The 14,393-nt window shown below is 64.8% G+C and carries 15 protein-coding genes and 2 pseudogenes; 8 read left to right on the forward strand and 9 right to left on the reverse strand.

Annotated elements, in window-relative coordinates; all coding sequences use genetic code 11:
• Positions 1 to 7: 7 nt before the first annotated feature.
• From DT057_RS22570 to DT057_RS22580, 3 genes are read right to left on the reverse strand one after another with little or no spacing between them, the layout of a single operon-like run.
• Complete coding sequence (locus DT057_RS22570) at positions 8 to 817, reverse strand: ABC transporter permease (RefSeq protein ID WP_128564353.1); 810 nt, start codon at positions 815 to 817, stop codon at positions 8 to 10.
• Entirely contained in the window at positions 814 to 1,752 is a 939-nt protein-coding gene (locus DT057_RS22575; protein WP_128564354.1) for an ABC transporter permease, read from the reverse strand. Before DT057_RS22575 ends, DT057_RS22570 begins: the two co-directional genes overlap by 4 nt.
• Positions 1,753 to 1,796: 44 nt before the next feature.
• The gene (locus DT057_RS22580; protein WP_203236351.1) at positions 1,797 to 2,675 is read right to left on the reverse strand and encodes an alpha/beta fold hydrolase; all 879 of its coding nucleotides are present in this window, start codon (positions 2,673 to 2,675) and stop codon (positions 1,797 to 1,799) included.
• A gap of 448 nt (positions 2,676 to 3,123) precedes the next feature.
• Between DT057_RS22580 and DT057_RS22585 the strand changes: the two genes are divergently transcribed.
• From DT057_RS22585 to DT057_RS22595, 4 genes are all read left to right on the forward strand, one after another.
• Complete coding sequence (locus tag DT057_RS22585) at positions 3,124 to 3,780, forward strand: GntR family transcriptional regulator (RefSeq protein ID WP_128564355.1); 657 nt, start codon at positions 3,124 to 3,126, stop codon at positions 3,778 to 3,780.
• Between the two features lie 412 nt (positions 3,781 to 4,192).
• A complete protein-coding gene (locus DT057_RS37390; protein ID WP_338103524.1) occupies positions 4,193 to 4,480 on the forward strand; it encodes a TIM barrel protein in 288 nt (95 codons plus the stop codon).
• 2 nt (positions 4,481 to 4,482) lie between these two features.
• Positions 4,483 to 4,773, forward strand: a complete 291-nt coding sequence (locus tag DT057_RS36200; protein ID WP_203236352.1) for a TIM barrel protein — start codon at positions 4,483 to 4,485, stop codon at positions 4,771 to 4,773.
• A complete protein-coding gene (locus DT057_RS22595; RefSeq protein ID WP_128564356.1) occupies positions 4,773 to 5,351 on the forward strand; it encodes an aspartate/glutamate racemase family protein in 579 nt (192 codons plus the stop codon). The genes DT057_RS36200 and DT057_RS22595 overlap by 1 nt, the downstream gene beginning before the upstream one ends.
• Before the next feature lie 204 nt (positions 5,352 to 5,555).
• Here the strand turns inward: DT057_RS22595 and DT057_RS22600 are convergent, their stop codons facing one another.
• From DT057_RS22600 to DT057_RS22625, 6 genes are all read right to left on the reverse strand, one after another.
• The gene (locus DT057_RS22600) at positions 5,556 to 6,098 is read right to left on the reverse strand and encodes a cytochrome b (RefSeq protein WP_128564357.1); all 543 of its coding nucleotides are present in this window, start codon (positions 6,096 to 6,098) and stop codon (positions 5,556 to 5,558) included.
• Complete coding sequence (locus DT057_RS22605) at positions 6,095 to 7,195, reverse strand: catalase family peroxidase (RefSeq protein WP_238313805.1); 1,101 nt, start codon at positions 7,193 to 7,195, stop codon at positions 6,095 to 6,097. The genes DT057_RS22600 and DT057_RS22605 overlap by 4 nt, the downstream gene beginning before the upstream one ends.
• A gap of 110 nt (positions 7,196 to 7,305) precedes the next feature.
• Positions 7,306 to 8,805 (reverse strand): class I adenylate-forming enzyme family protein, encoded by a 1,500-nt coding sequence (locus DT057_RS22610; protein ID WP_128564358.1) that lies wholly within the window; start codon positions 8,803 to 8,805, stop codon positions 7,306 to 7,308.
• 13 nt (positions 8,806 to 8,818) lie between these two features.
• Entirely contained in the window at positions 8,819 to 10,051 is a 1,233-nt protein-coding gene (locus tag DT057_RS22615) for a thiolase family protein (protein WP_128564359.1), read from the reverse strand.
• A 25-nt stretch (positions 10,052 to 10,076) separates the two neighbouring features.
• Complete coding sequence (locus tag DT057_RS22620; RefSeq protein WP_128564360.1) at positions 10,077 to 10,871, reverse strand: SDR family NAD(P)-dependent oxidoreductase; 795 nt, start codon at positions 10,869 to 10,871, stop codon at positions 10,077 to 10,079.
• Positions 10,872 to 10,901: 30 nt separating this feature from the next.
• On the reverse strand, positions 10,902 to 12,125 hold the full coding sequence (locus DT057_RS22625; protein WP_128564361.1) for an ABC transporter substrate-binding protein: 1,224 nt from the start codon (positions 12,123 to 12,125) through the stop codon (positions 10,902 to 10,904).
• A gap of 192 nt (positions 12,126 to 12,317) precedes the next feature.
• On the opposite strand from DT057_RS22625, the gene DT057_RS22630 reads away from it, so the two are divergent.
• From DT057_RS22630 to DT057_RS22645, 4 genes and pseudogenes are all read left to right on the forward strand, one after another.
• On the forward strand, positions 12,318 to 13,367 hold the full coding sequence (locus tag DT057_RS22630) for an AraC family transcriptional regulator (protein WP_162501475.1): 1,050 nt from the start codon (positions 12,318 to 12,320) through the stop codon (positions 13,365 to 13,367).
• A gap of 119 nt (positions 13,368 to 13,486) precedes the next feature.
• Complete coding sequence (locus DT057_RS22635; RefSeq protein WP_128564363.1) at positions 13,487 to 13,759, forward strand: type 2 periplasmic-binding domain-containing protein; 273 nt, start codon at positions 13,487 to 13,489, stop codon at positions 13,757 to 13,759.
• Between the two features lie 61 nt (positions 13,760 to 13,820).
• Positions 13,821 to 14,072: pseudogene (locus DT057_RS22640) on the forward strand (helix-turn-helix domain-containing protein); the annotation flags it as partial.
• A gap of 5 nt (positions 14,073 to 14,077) precedes the next feature.
• Positions 14,078 to 14,393 (forward strand): annotated as a pseudogene (locus DT057_RS22645) (HNH endonuclease); the annotation flags it as partial.

Genomic DNA, 14,393 nt, shown 5'->3' on the forward strand with positions numbered 1-14,393 from the left:
CTTCGTCCTACATCGTCATCGCGCGCCGGAGACCGACGAGCTTTTCGAGGCACAGCACGGCGAGCGTGCCGATCACGATCATCACGCTCGACATCGCCGCAATCGACGGATCGAACAGCCGGGACATGCTCTGAAACAGCATGATAGGCACCGGCACGGTCCGGGCGTCGATGAGCCACATCGAGATCGGGAAGTTGTCGAGCGAGACCATGAAGGCGAAGAGCGCGCCAGCGGCGAGACCGGGCGCGATCTGCGGGATTGTCACCCTGAAGAAGGTCAGGAGCGGGTTGTAGCCAAGCGTCATCGCCGCCTCGTCGAGCGAGCGGTCGGCGAGAAGAAGGCTTGCCGTGACGGTCCGCACCACGTAGGGCAGCGTGACGAGCGCGTGCGCCAGGATCATGTTGGGGAAGGCGTTCTGCATCCCCCAACCCGCGAAGAACTTCACCAGGACGAGGCCGGTGATCAGCACGGGAAAGATCAGCGGCGAGAGGACGATCTCCTGGCAGATGCCGGAGCCCGGGAAGGGATGGCGCACGATCGCGTAGGCAGCCGGGACGCCCAGGACCACCGTGATGCCGGTCGCAGCCGTCGCGATCTGGAGGCTGGTGGTAAGCGAGCCCAGGAAGTTCTGATCGCTGAGCACCTTGCCGTACCAAGCCAGAGTGAATCCCTTTGGCGGGAAGGTCACGAATACGCTGTCCGAGACGGACAGGGCCAAGGTGACGAGGATTGGCGCCAGGATGAACAGCATCGCCAAGCCTGTCGCCGCATAGGCCGCGACTGCCCAGGGGCCCTTCATCCGCTCGTCGGCGCTCATGGCCCGACCCCGATGGAACCAGCGCTGAGCTGGCGCTTGATGAACCAGAGCGACAGCCCGTTCACGCCAAAGATCATAGACACCATGACGATGGCGATGGCGGCGCTGAACGGCCAGTCGAACACGGCCGTCGCCTGCTGCTCCAGCAACTGGCCGATCATCTGGGACTTGTTGCCGCCCAGGATCACGGGCAGCACGAAGGAACTCGCCGTCAGCGTGAAAACCAGGGTGAGCCCGACCGACAGACCCGGCAGGCTCAGTGGCAGGATGACCTTCCAGAAGATCCGCAGGCTCGAGGCGCCGAGCGTGGCGGCGGCCTCCTCCAGCCGGCGCGGGATACGGGCGAGCGAGGAGGCGAGCGGCAGCACCATCATGGCGAGGAACACGTGCAGTGAGCCAATCACCACGGCTGTCTCGCTGTAGAGAAGCCGCACGGAGACGCGCCCGAGGCCGAGCCACGAGCCGATCACGTTCAGGACGCCGTTCGGCCCGTTCGCCAGGATGAGCTGCCATCCGTAAGCGCGCACTACGATGCTCACGACGAGCGGCATCACGATGATCACGTTGACGCAGCGCGCTGCGACAGGGTGTCCGCGCGCGATCACCATGGCGACCGGAAAACCGACCAGCGCCGACAGAAACGCCGTGACGATCGCGATCCGCAAAGTTGCCACGAGCACGTCCCGATAGAGTGGGACGTCGACCAGCCGTACGAAATGCCGAGCGGTCAGTGGTGGCCCGATCGTTCCCGTCACGTCCTGGGTCTGCACGCTTGCCACCATCATCTCGAGGGTCGGCACGATGAGCAGAATCGTGACGAACAGGACCGCCGGCAGCAGCAGAAGGGGCGCAGCGCCGCCCGCCACGATGTCGCGCAGCGACCGACGGGACGGCGCCGTCGCGAGGAAGGCCGTCGTGCTAGCAGGCGGCGTCACGACGCCGTCCGTGCAGGATAGAGGGGCGGGTGCATGGCGGCGCGTCAGCGCCGGTGAGCGGCGAAGAAAGCCAGCATCCGCTCGCTCAACTCCTCCGGCTTCTCTTCAGGGATAAAATGGCCGCACTCGGCGATTACGCCGCCTTCGACGTGCTCGCCGAGCGGGCGCAACGCTTCGTAGAGGCCAGGCGCAGATCCGCTTTCGCCGCCGAGCGCCAGCATAGGGACGCGGACACGCGGCAAACTGGCATTGTGCGCCATATTCTCGTAGATGGCGCGGTAATAGCCGAGCGTTCCGCGCAGATTTCCCATCTGGCGGAGGCACCTCTCGTATTCGGCGAGATCGGCCTCAGTGAAGGTGGCGGCCGGATTCGCGGTCTTGCGGAACAGGAACCATTCCAGATAGGCGCGCTCCCGATCTCGGATCAGGATCTCGGGCAGGTCCGGCACCGGATGGAACAGGAAGTGCCAGCTCTTCCAGTTCTCCGGACCGACCGTGAGCGTCTCCGGGAGCGTGACGCCCGGAATGTTCCCGTCGAGCAGCACGCAGCGCCAGACTTCGTCGCCGTAGGTCGCCGCGTAAGGATAGGTGATCCACGACCCAATGTCGTGGCCGACCAAATAGAATTGAGGGATGCCGAGGTCTTCGCGGATGAGGCGGTGAAGACGCTCCGCGGTGGTCTTCGTGTCGAAGCCATCCACCGGCTTATCGCTGTCGCCCTGGCCCGGCAGATCGATTGCGATCACCGCGTGGTGGGGGGCCAGGAGCGGCAGCACGCGCCGCCAAGCGTAGCTGCTTTGTGGAAAGCCGGCCAGCAGGATGACGGGCGCGCCGGAGCCCGCCTGGACGGTGTGGAATCGCATGCCGCCGGAGACGACCATCCGGCGTTCGATCCCATCCACCGTGTTCCAACCACCCTGCATGGCGCCTATCCCATCCGGTCCAATGCAGCCAGGCGGACCATCCCGCCCACGCGCTTGCTGTGAAGCCCTCTTCGACTTAGAGGGCTAAATTATCGATAATCTTATATGCCCCGATCGCGGTGGCAATCCCGAAACCGGCCTAAATTTCAGTCATTCGCCGCCGAAAATCGCATCAATCACGATGTTGCTCCGCAGACGATATCGATAATCATCGTGCTGGGTCCGCGCCGCCGTCGCCGCTGCTTCGCTGGCGGAGGCGGCGTGCGAGGCACGACGCGTCCATTCCGGGAGGGGCCGGTCCGAAGGCGATGGACCCGAGCTGCCATCCGCAACGACCGTGCCACCTGAGGCCGAACTTGTCGGTTGCAGGGCTGGCGGCAAACGCGCCAGAACGCTGACGAGGCATCCGCGGTACCGCGGTGCGAGCGGCATGGTGCGAGCAGGTGGAATGAAGGTCTCGGCGGGGGGAGAGGACGACGTCGTTGATACGCTGGAAGAAGAGATCATCTACGGCGACCTCGCGCCCGGCACGCGCCTGGTCGAGGATGCGCTTCTGGCGAGATTTCCGGTCAGCCGACATGCCATCCGACAGGCGCTGATGCGTCTGCAGCAGAAGGGCATCGTGCATCGCGAGCGCAACCGAGGAGCACGCGTGATCGCGTTCACCGAGGACGAGGTGCAGCAGATCTACGAGGTCCGAGAGTTGATCCAGCGCCAAGCTGCGCTGCGGATCCCCCTTCCGGCCGCCCCTGAACTCGTCGAGACCTTGATCGCCCTCAACGCCGAATTCGCCCGGGAGGTGAAGAGCGGAAATCGTCGCGGCATTCACCTGGTGGACGACCGGTTTCACAGCACGCTCTTCGAAGCCTGTCGGAACAAATATCTGCGGGATCTAGTCAATCAGTACATGAACATCACGTTACCGATCCGGAAGAGCAGCGCCCTGGATGCCGATGGGTCGCAGACCTCGATTGACCAGCATGCGACAATGATCTCGATGCTGCGGAAAGGCGACAGCTGGGCATTCGCCGAACTCTGCGTCGACCACATCCACCGCGGCAGGATCTCGTATCTCAAGCGCCTCGCGGCGCGGCCCTTGGCGTGACGGACCGACATGGAAGCGATGTGTCGCGGTGAGGTGTGCCTGGAATGGTCGATAATTCCGGGTGCTTTGGCCTGACTGAACGGCTTTTGGCGCGAGATCACCGAAAATATAGGCCGCCTCGGCCAGGAGCGATCAGCCGCATGGTGTCAGAACGACAGGGCAGCCTCGCGGCACCGCCTCGGGCGCCACTCGTTCACCGTTTCAGCGCTCATACAGGTTTTTTACGGAGCAGCCGCTTCCCAGATGCTTCACGGCCGCGTCCTCGGCGGGGTTCCGGGCGGTCGGACATCCCAACCCCTTCGGGCGTCCAGCCCGCGAGATCGCGGCGCCGCGCGATGCGCACGGGCTCCACTCCGTTCAGATCATCTTTCCGGCCGGAGACCCGTGACGTGGCGAGAAGGGCTTCGCCGCCCTGCCCAACCGCGCCGCGGATTCCCGCGCCTCGGTCGTTTCAACGCTCGATTACGCCGAGGCAATCGGCTGCCGCCTCGTCCATGCGATGGCGGGCGTGCGCCCGACGGACATAGCGCCCGAGTGCCTCTGTGACACCTATCTGGAAAGCCTCTCTGTCGCGGCCAATGCTGCAGCAGTGCGGGGGATGGGCGTCCTCATCGAACCGATCGGGCCGGGCTCGATCGCCAACTACATCGTGGACATACGGCGATCGCTCTCGAGGCGATCGCGGCCCTTGCTCGTCTGAACGTGAAGCTTCTGTTCCACGTGTTTCATTGCGTGTCGCTCGGTCGCGATCCTGTCGCGCTGATCGCGGCGCATGATGACCTGATCGCCCACGTGCAGATCGCGGATCATCCCGGGCGCCACGAGCCCGGATCCGGGACGATCGACTTCGCGCCGGCTCTCCGGGTCCTGGAGGCCTCCAGGTACGACGGCCACATCGGCTGCGAGTACCACCCGAGCGGCCGCAGCGAAGACAGCTTCGGCCGGAGAGCGCGTCTGGGCAATCCGCACCACGCGGGCACGGGAGCATCCTGATGGCAAGCCCACGCATCGTCCTGCTCCACGCGACGTCGGTCGCGATGGATCCCACCCGCATCGCCTTCGCGGTGGCTTGGCCCGAGGCCGAGACCGTCAGCCTCCTGGACGACGGTCTCACTATCGACAGGGCGCGGGAGGACGACCTTTCGGAACGCACGATCGAGCGTTTCGTCGCCCTGTGCCGCTATGCCCATCGCAGCGGGGCCGACGGCGTGCTCGCACCGTGTTCTGCCTTCGGCCCGGCGATCGAGCGCGCGGCGGCCGAGTTCCCGGTCCCCGTGCTCAAGCCTAACGAAGCGATGTTCGAGGCCGCGTTCGCCGCCGGCCGCAGCATCGGCATGGTGGCGACCTTCGCTCCCGCCGCCTCGATCATGGCGGCGGAGTTCGTCGAGGAGGCTGCTCGCCTGAACGCTCCGGCCCAGCTCTCCACGATCGTGATCCTGGAAGCTATGGCCGCTCTGCGCAGTGGCGATGTCGCGACCCACGATCGCCTGATCGCTGAGCGAGCGTCCAATCTCGCGGCGCTGGAGCAGCATCCGATCACGCTGCGATCGGCCGCTGCTCCAGGTTCTTGAGTCTGCCGCATTGTCTGCGGCGAACCGGTGTCCACTTCGCCGGAAAATGCTCTAGACGCGATCATGCTCGCGAATTTCTCGACGTCGAGGGCCGCCGCGGCCCTGCGCGACGGCCATAATGACGGGCGGGACGGCTTGCGGGCGAGGAACTCGTTGACCGAGGGTCGGCTGTCCGCACGCGCCTCGTGTTCGTCGAGCACGGCATTATCGACGTGGCGCAACTGAAGCCATGCTCTCCAGCACGCCATCCCGGCGGATGAGACCGTGGAAGAGCGCGGCGCCGAGATGGACCACCACGGTTGCAAACAAGAGGTAGGCCAGCGCCGAATGTGCGGTGCGCAGCCCCGCGTAGAGCCCTGGGTTCTGCGGCAGGATGGCCGGAAGGCTGAGCGGCCCGTAAAGCACGATAGGGTAGCCGGCCGCGGAGAGCATGCCCCAGCCGACGAGCGGCATCGCGATCATCAGCCCGTAGAGGATGAGGTGCGAGGTATGGGCCGCGGCTCGCTGGAGCTGCGGCACCGAGCGTGGAAGCGGCGGTGGCCGGTTGGCCCAGCGATTGACGATCCGAACTACCACCAGCGCCAGGATCGCAATGCCGAGCGGCTTGTGAATAGACACGAGTTCCGCGTAGCGCCCAGTTGGGCTCGTCACCATGCCGACCCCGATGAACAGCATGGCAATGATCATGGCCGCCATGGCCCAGTGGATCAGGCGGGAGAAGGCGGAGAACTGCTGCGCGGATCTCATTGTCGACCTCGTCCAACGACTTCGCGCGGCGTCACCGCGCTCCGAGCTTTTTGCCCCTGCTCACCATCCCGCAGCCGTAGCGAACGCGCATAGGTCGAGGAGCGGGCGGCGAGGATCTCGTCGCCCGAACTCTCGATCCCGTCCGGCAGGACAAGCGGATCGTAGGTCACGTCGGTGCACGGGCCGCCATCCTCGGCCACGACACGGTCGAGAGTCACCAGGCCGGCCTCGACCTGCCGGCGGTCCGGGGCCCAAGGCTTGGACGGGTCGATCGTGTCGTCCGGCTGCCCGAGTGTAAGCATCAACCGCCATTGTACCGGACGCGAGGCCGCGCGGGCGATCAGGGCATCGAAGAGCGCGTTCGGGTCCGCACCGGAACCCGTCGCGTCAGCGGGCACCACGGGATCTAGCGGAACCGCAGACCAGCGCACCGGCGTCACTGCGCCGTCCGCCGCGACGAACCGGAAGGTGTGGATCGCGTTGTAGGTCGTGTCGGCGAAGCCCGACGTGATCTGCCGCCTACCGATCAGCGCACCCGCAGCCGCGAAGCCCGGATGAGACGCCACGAACGCCTGCATCTTGGCCGGATCGGGCTTGCCTGTCGCGGGATCCGGCAGCATGGCCTGGGCTTGGTCGTAGAAGTCGCGCACGGTTGTGACCGGGAAGACCGGGATGTTGATCATGCCGGTCCGCCATTCCTGCCGGCCCTCTGGCAGGAAGCGGAGCGCCAGGCTGCGGACCTGGGCGGGCGTGTCCTGGACAAACGGCATCCCGCCCGCGAAGGCGACTCGGGCGACGAGGGGCACGCGACCCGGCGCGAAGAGAGCGGCCTTGGAAATCTGAGCCGCTGCGCCGCGGCTCTCGAACGTGCCGGTGGCACACAGGCCTTTTGCGTGATTGCGGCGAAAGCCCGGATGAGACCCGCTCGCCTGCTCGAACCCTGCTACAATCCGGGCAGGTGTCAGCCGGTCCGGTGAGAGCCAGCCTCCTGTGTACGCGAAAGCGCCAACTGAACAGGCGAGCACCGCCCCTATAATGCCGAACCGCAGCACCATTGCGCTTGCGTTGAGCGGCGGCAACCTGTCATCATCGAACACCGAACTCACTCCGATCCCGCCTCGCCACCGGTTCTAAATTCGCTCGACCAAGCACGACCTTCGAGCGTTCTGTGTTCCACCCATTCTGAATTTCGATGAATGCATGGGGCCTACAGTTCTCCCCTGAGAATTTTCCCAGCGTTGTTTTTCGGCAGTGTCGGCACAAATCGGTATTCCTTTGGGCGTTTGAAGCGCGCGATGTTGGAGAGGCAGAGGGTGTCCAAATCGGCCGCAGTGACCTCGCTCTCGTCACGTGCAACGATATAGGCCACGGCTTTCTCGCCCCATTTTGGGTCCGGCGCACCGATGACCGCGACCTCGGCAACGCCGGGATGACGCAGCAGAACCTCCTCAACTTCGCGCGGATAAATGTTCGAGCCGCCGCTGATAATCAGCTCTTTGGTCCGACCCTTCAGCGTGAGCAGGCCATCCGCGTCGATCACGCCGAGGTCGCCGGTCAGGAGCCACCCGTCGCGCATTGCCGCGGCGGTCGCCTCCTCATTCCCCCAATATCCACTCATCACAATGGGGCCGCGCACGGCGATCTCGCCCTCACCGGTTCGGCTTGGCGGTCCGTCCTCCTGCCAGACGGCGATCTCGAGCCCACTTCGTGCGATGCCGACCGAGGCGAGGCGGCGCTCGAAATCGGGATGGGACGTATCCGCAAGCCAGGCCTTGGGAAGGGCGGAAATGGTACAGGGCGACTCGCCCTGGCCATAGCCATTCCAGACTTTCGGGCCCAGGACGCTCAAGGCGCGCTTCATGTCTTCCACGTAGAGTGGCGCGCCGCCGCACAGAATGGTTCGCGTGCCCGCGATAACGTGCGCGTCGAGAGCCGGCGACGCAATGAAGCGTCGCAACATCGTCGGTGACATGAAGCTCGTGACGGAACCGAAGACACGTGTCAGGCGGCAGACCTCGTCAGGATCGAAACCGGCCGGGTCAGGTACGACATTCCGCGCGCCCTTCATGACGTGCGGGAGCATCAGCAGCCCGGCTGCATGCGATTGCGGCGCGAGGTGGAAGAAACTGTCCTGCGCCGACACGAAATCCACGTCCGCGAGATACGCGAGCGCCATCGCGAGCAGGCTCTGGTGGCTTAGCCTCGCGCCTTTCGGGCGCCCCGTCGTGCCACTCGTGTAGAAAATCCAGGCGGTGTCGGAGATGTCGATCTCGGCGTGATCGCACTCGTCCCCGTGCAGATCGTGAAGGGCGGTTCGCTCCAGAGGGAGGATGCGTACATGCGGCCCTGAGGTCATGCACGCCTCCAGCGCGCCGATTTTCGCCATCGGCACGAAGCAGGTCTTGGCTCCGCAATTCTCGGCGATCGAGGCGACCTCCCGCTGGTGAAGCGCGACGTTGACGGGTACGATTGCCGCGCCGGCGAACCAGGCGGCGAACATGACTTCGAGGTATTCGGGGCTGTTTGGCCCCCAGAGGAGGACGTGATCGCCGCGGGTGACGCCGAAACGGCGCCGGAACCCGCCTCCAAGCGCTGCCGCGCGGCGCGCCATCTCGCGATAAGTCCAGACAGGACGCTCGCCCAGGAAGACTGCAGGGTCGTCGCCCTGAGCTCTGGCCGTGTTCGCCAGTACACTTGCGATGTTCATGCGACGTTCCGGTTCAAACGCTCAGGATCGTGATTGCGGTGGCGGCCGCCTCGACCCCCATTACGCCACCGCCGTTTTCGGCGACCCCGACCCGAGCGCCCTCGACCTGCCTCCGACCTGCCTCACCGCGGAGTTGCAGGACGAGTTCATAAATCTGCCCGAGCCCCGTAGCACCGACCGGATGGCCCTTACTCTCAAGCCCGCCCGACGGATTGAGTGGAATGCGTCCGCCGATCCGGGTGGCGCCGCTCTCCGCAAGCGGCCCGCCCTCCCCGAAACCGCACAGCATCAGGTTTTCGGCCTGCTGGATCTCGCCAAATGCCGTCGCGTCGTGCACCTCCGCCAGAGACACGTCGCCAGGGCCTATTGCGGCCTCCTCGTAGGCCTTCCGCGCCAACACATGTGCGGAATCGAGCGTATAATCTTCCGGCCTGCGCCGCCCGCCAGCGGCCAATACGCTGGCACGCACCTGGACCGCTCGCCCCCCGCTCAATTTCGCAAGCGCCGCTTCCGAGCAGATGATCGCCGCGGCTGCACCGTCACTCACGGGGGAGCACATCGGCAGCGTCAGCGGCCAGGCGATCATTCGCGCGGCGAGGACCTCGTCGACCGAGAAAGCTTGCCGATAATGCGAACGCGGATTGTGGACCGAATGGACGTGGTTCTTCGACGATACGGTCGCCAGTTGCGTGACGGTCGTCCCGAACTCACGCATATGGAACTTGGTAAAGCCCTGATAGACGTCCATAAAGACGCTGTGAGGTCCCGTGTCCCGGTGTTCCGGCGGCGTTTCGACCCCTTCGCCAAGCGCGAGCAGCGTTGCGGTCGTGCGCGGGACATCGTGGACGTCCCAGGAACCCTGGAATATGGCCGCGCTTCGGGCCTTGTCTGGACCTGTCATCTTCTCTGCGCCGACCGCAAGCGCCACGTCCGCGAGCCCGGCACGGACATGCGCGACCGCGAGGTAGAACGCCGTCGATGCGCTCGCGCAGGCATTCTCTGCGTTGATGATTGGCACCGGACGGAACGGGATATCCCGCAGAGCGAGTTCGCCCCGGATGGAGTGCTGCCCTTCCATCGCGCCTTGCCCGGCATTGCCGAAGAAGACGGCGTCCACCATGGCCGGACCGCACCCGGCATCTTGCATAGCCTCCAACGCCGCCGCAGACGCGAGGGAGCGGACGGTCTCCCCGGAATGGCGTCCGAACGGGGTCATTCCAACACCCGCAACGTGAAGAATCGTCATGGCTAAACCTCGGCTGACGGGGCTCTCAAAAGCATTTGCACGAGAGGCCGCCGTCGACCGGCAGCAGAACCCCGTTCACGTATTTTGCCTCATCCGAGGCGAGGAACAGCGACGCGTAGGCCACATCCCAGGGCGTGCCCATCTTACCCGTCGGACAAACCGCATCACGTGCTGCAATCATCTCATCAACAGAGCCGTAGAGGGCACGATAAGGCTCGACCACCATCGGCGTATTCATAAGGCCCGGCAGCACGGCGTTGCACCGTATGCCTCTCGCCGCATATTGGACCGCGAGCGTCTGTGTGAGCTGGTTGACGGCCGCCTTGGATGCATAATAGGTGGTCGCCGGCGCCCCGAGCCACCTGTTCGAGGCGACGGAAGAGATGTTGACGATCGCGCCCCCGCCCTGGGCCGTCATTATTGGGAGCACGCTCCGAGACGTCAGGTAGAAGCCCTTGAGATTGACGTCCATGATCCGATCCCAGGTCGCCTCGCCGATCTCCTCCGGCCCTCCGATCTCCAGAATGCCGACGTTGTTGTGCAGGATGTCGATACGTCCATACACCTCCATACCGGCATGGACCGCCTCGCTCACGGTCGAGGAAATGGCGATATCCGCCCGGAGCGCGATCGCTGTCCCTCCTTCCCCAAGAATCAGATCTCGCGTCCGTTCGGCGGCCTCTTGACTGCGATCCACGCAGATCACGCGGGCGCCCTCTCGAGCATAGAGCACCGCGGTCGCGTTGCCGTTGCCCCAATCTTCGCTGACGCACCCTGCTCCGACCACGAAAGCGACGCGGTTCTTCAAGCGATCAACCATGTATTCCCCCCGTGTGCACCGGCGGTCCAATCAGCCTTGCAGCTTGCATTTGCTGTCAGCTTCCGGCCTGAACGAATCGCCCGCCGGCGAGGTTCGTACCACCCGGAGGTAGTCCCAAGGATACTTGGATTGAGAAGGCTTCTTGACCTCGACGAGATACATGTCCTTGTACATCCGCCCGTTCCGGCCGATGCGCCCGGGCCGGGCATAGAAATCCCTGACCTCGTTAGCTTTCATCCAGCGGATCGCGTCGCTGCCGACCGGTCCCGCAGCCTGCACCGCCTTGAGGTAGTGGGTGACGCCCGAGTATAGACCGGCGTGGGTGTCGTTCGGCATCCGGTTCGTCCTTGCGAAGTACCGTTTCGACCAGGCACGGGTCTCCTCGTCGGCGTCCCAGTAAAACGACGTTGTGAAGAGGCTACCTTGCGCGGCCGCAACACCGAGGCCGTGGATGTCGGACAGGAACAGCAGAAGCCCGACAAGCCGCTGACCTCCAGCCACGAGACCGAATTCCTGGGCCTGCTTGATGCTCGTGATCGTGTCGGTTCCGGCGTTTGCGAAGGCGACGATCTTCGCCCTCGAGGCTTGTGCCTGCAGCAGGAACGACGAGAAATCAGAAGTTCCAAGCGGGGCCTTCACGGAGCCCAGAACCTTTCCGCCGCTTGCGATAACCGTATCGCTGACCGTCTTTGCCATGAAATGGCCGACACCGTTATCGGATGTCACGAAGAACCAAGTGTCGCCACCTTCGGCGATCGAGGCTTTAGCGGTCACATTGGCTATGGAGTAGGTGTCGTAGACGTATTGAACGCTGGTCGGGGAGCATTCCTCGTTGGTCAGGCTCTCGATCGCCGCGGTGGCGAAGATGGTCGCGATGCCTTTTTCTCGCGTGACCTGCTGAACCGCCAGCGCCACTGAGGACGTCGGCATATCGAGAATTGCGTCGATGCCGCCGGTATCGATCCAACGCCTTGCAATGCCGGCCCCGATGTCGGGCTTGTTTTGGTGGTCGCCGGTAATCACTTCGATCGGCAAATCACGCACACGACCGCCGATATCCTCAACGGCCATGCGGGTGGCCAGTACGGAGCCCGCGCCGCCGATGTCCGAATAGGGGCCCGACATGTCGGTCAGGACACCGAGCCGCAGCGGCCGTGTTCTTACCTCTGCACGTGCAGGCATACGGAGGCCGGATAGACCCGTGGCCCCGACGGCGATGCCCGACCTCAGGAGTGCACGTCTTGCGATCCTCATCGCGTCCCCTCTACTGTCCCTGCCGACTCTGCGGTCGATTGGTCGTATCCGGCTTCTCCCACGGGCCAGCGGCGTCGCTAATATCGGAGAGTGCCGAATTTTTGACAGTTTCTGCCAATTGAACTACCGCGGCGTGCCTGCCGAGTCGAAGTTCGGAGCTACTGGGATTCATCATCGTGCGGAGGGATGCCCATGAGGCCAGACTCTTTCGCCGCCATCCACCTGCCGAACCAGAGCGCGCGGATCATGGCATCCGTGATTAGCGACGCCGGCCTTGCGGTGACGAAACTTCTGTCGGAGGCAGGCATCCCGTGCGACGTGCTCAATGAGCCGAATGGCGTGTTGTCGGGTGCCCAAGAACTGCGCCTTCAGGAAGTCTTCGTGCAGGCAACCCGGCACATGCCAGGAGCATGGTTCCGGATGGGACTCCGGTACCGCCTCATGACTTACGGGCCGCTTGGTCTCGCCGTCCTGACTGCCGGCACGTTCGGTGCCGGGCTGCGATTGCTGATGTCATTTACGGCCCTGACCTATTCCCTGATGCAATACGAATTGATCGAAGAAAACGGGGAAGTCGTCGCGCTGGCGGCCGAGGACATGCATGTCCCGCAGGGCTACCGAGAGTTCTCCCAGGAGCGAGCACTCGGCGCCGTCACCCAGATCCTCAACGACATGCATCCCTCCCTCTCGCCCCTGTCCCGGATCGAGACGGTGCTTGACGCGAGCAACGGACGGCACGAGTGCGAGGCCGTGCTCGGCGTCCCCATGGTGTTCGAGGCTCCCGTGACCCGATGGATCCTCAAGCCTGGGGTCGCGGGAGCATCGCTCCCGATGGCCAGCCCGCTTCTCGAGGAGTCCTACGGCAAGCTTTGCGCGCGCCTCGTTGACGAGGCGCGGGTCAGCGACGAGATCGTGAGCCGCGTCTATGCGCTCCTGGTGCGATCACCGCCGCACTTTCCAAGCGCCACGCAGGCGAGCCGAATGCTCGGACTATCCGAGCGGACGCTGTACCGGAAACTGGCGAGCCATGCCCTGACCTTCCACCGAATGGTGGAGCAGGTTCGCGAGCAGCGAGCGACCGACCTCCTCCAGAACAGTCGGTTATCGATTGAGGCCGTGGCGGACGCCCTCGGCTTCGCCGAGACGGCGAGTTTCTCACGCGCCTTCAAGCGCTGGCGGGGTATGTCGCCGCTGCAGTTTCGTCTCCGATCCGCAACGAGACCGCCGCAGGGCAACAGATGATCTCCCGACATTTGCCGGAGTTTTGCCGGACGGCAGAGCCCCTGAGACAAGCCCCTGGCCCCAACCCACGGCAATCCTCGCGAGTTTCGCCAGGGCCTTTCCCCCGGGTCCAGGTCAACATGGAAACCGGCCTGACGAGGGGCATGTCCGAGCGATTAGGGACGGATTTCGATCTGGTCATCGCGATGCATCCGCGAACCGAGCACGCTGCAACTCTTCTTCGAACGGAGGAGGCGATACAAGTCTCCGGCGAGGAAGGGGTGCCGAACAATCACAAGGACCCGGTTCCCATGGCCGTCGCGCCGCCGGGATGCCTGTTTCGCTCGTGGGCGATTGAGGCGCTCGAGAAGTGGAGTGGCCCCATTTTGACCAGACACGCGGCGCAACTGTAACGACCTAGGCAGAAGCCTAGGCGTGCGCCGATGCAAAACGACACGCAGCGGATCGAGATCATCACTGGCCGAGTACTTCCTCGACCTCAACCGCGAGCGCACCGTAGAGGGCCTGAAGGCGGCGCTTGCGCGGAGTCGCAAGGGTGAGCGGCCCAGGAAGCTGTCCGAGGCGGACCTGGAGGTGGGCCGCGCCCTGCTGGACACCGGCAGCATCACGGTGGCGGAGATCGCCAGGCGGCTGGGTGTCAGCCGGTTCACCTTCTACAGCTACCTTCCTCAGGCACGCGCCCGCAGCCAGCCGGCGAGAGGCTGAGGCCGATGCCGATCCGCCCGGAGAACCGCTACTTCTACCCCATCGACTGGGTGTGGCTCTCGGCAGCGATCCGCTTCGGGCGCGCCAGGGGCCGCTGCGAGGGTTGCGGCCGGCCGCATGGGCAGATCGTCTCGCATCTGGGCGACGGGCGCTGGCGGGACACGGCCGAGAGCACCTGGCGCAGCGGGCGGGGACGCCGCCTGAAGCTGGCGGCACTGGAACACCTGCCGGCCGGTACCGAGGTCCGGGTCACGCGTGTGGTGCTGGCCTGCGCTCCCCTCGACCACGACCCCGGCAACAACGACCCGGCCAACCTGAGGG

The organism is Methylobacterium crusticola, from assembly GCF_003574465.1.
Lineage (GTDB): Bacteria > Pseudomonadota > Alphaproteobacteria > Rhizobiales > Beijerinckiaceae > Methylobacterium > Methylobacterium crusticola.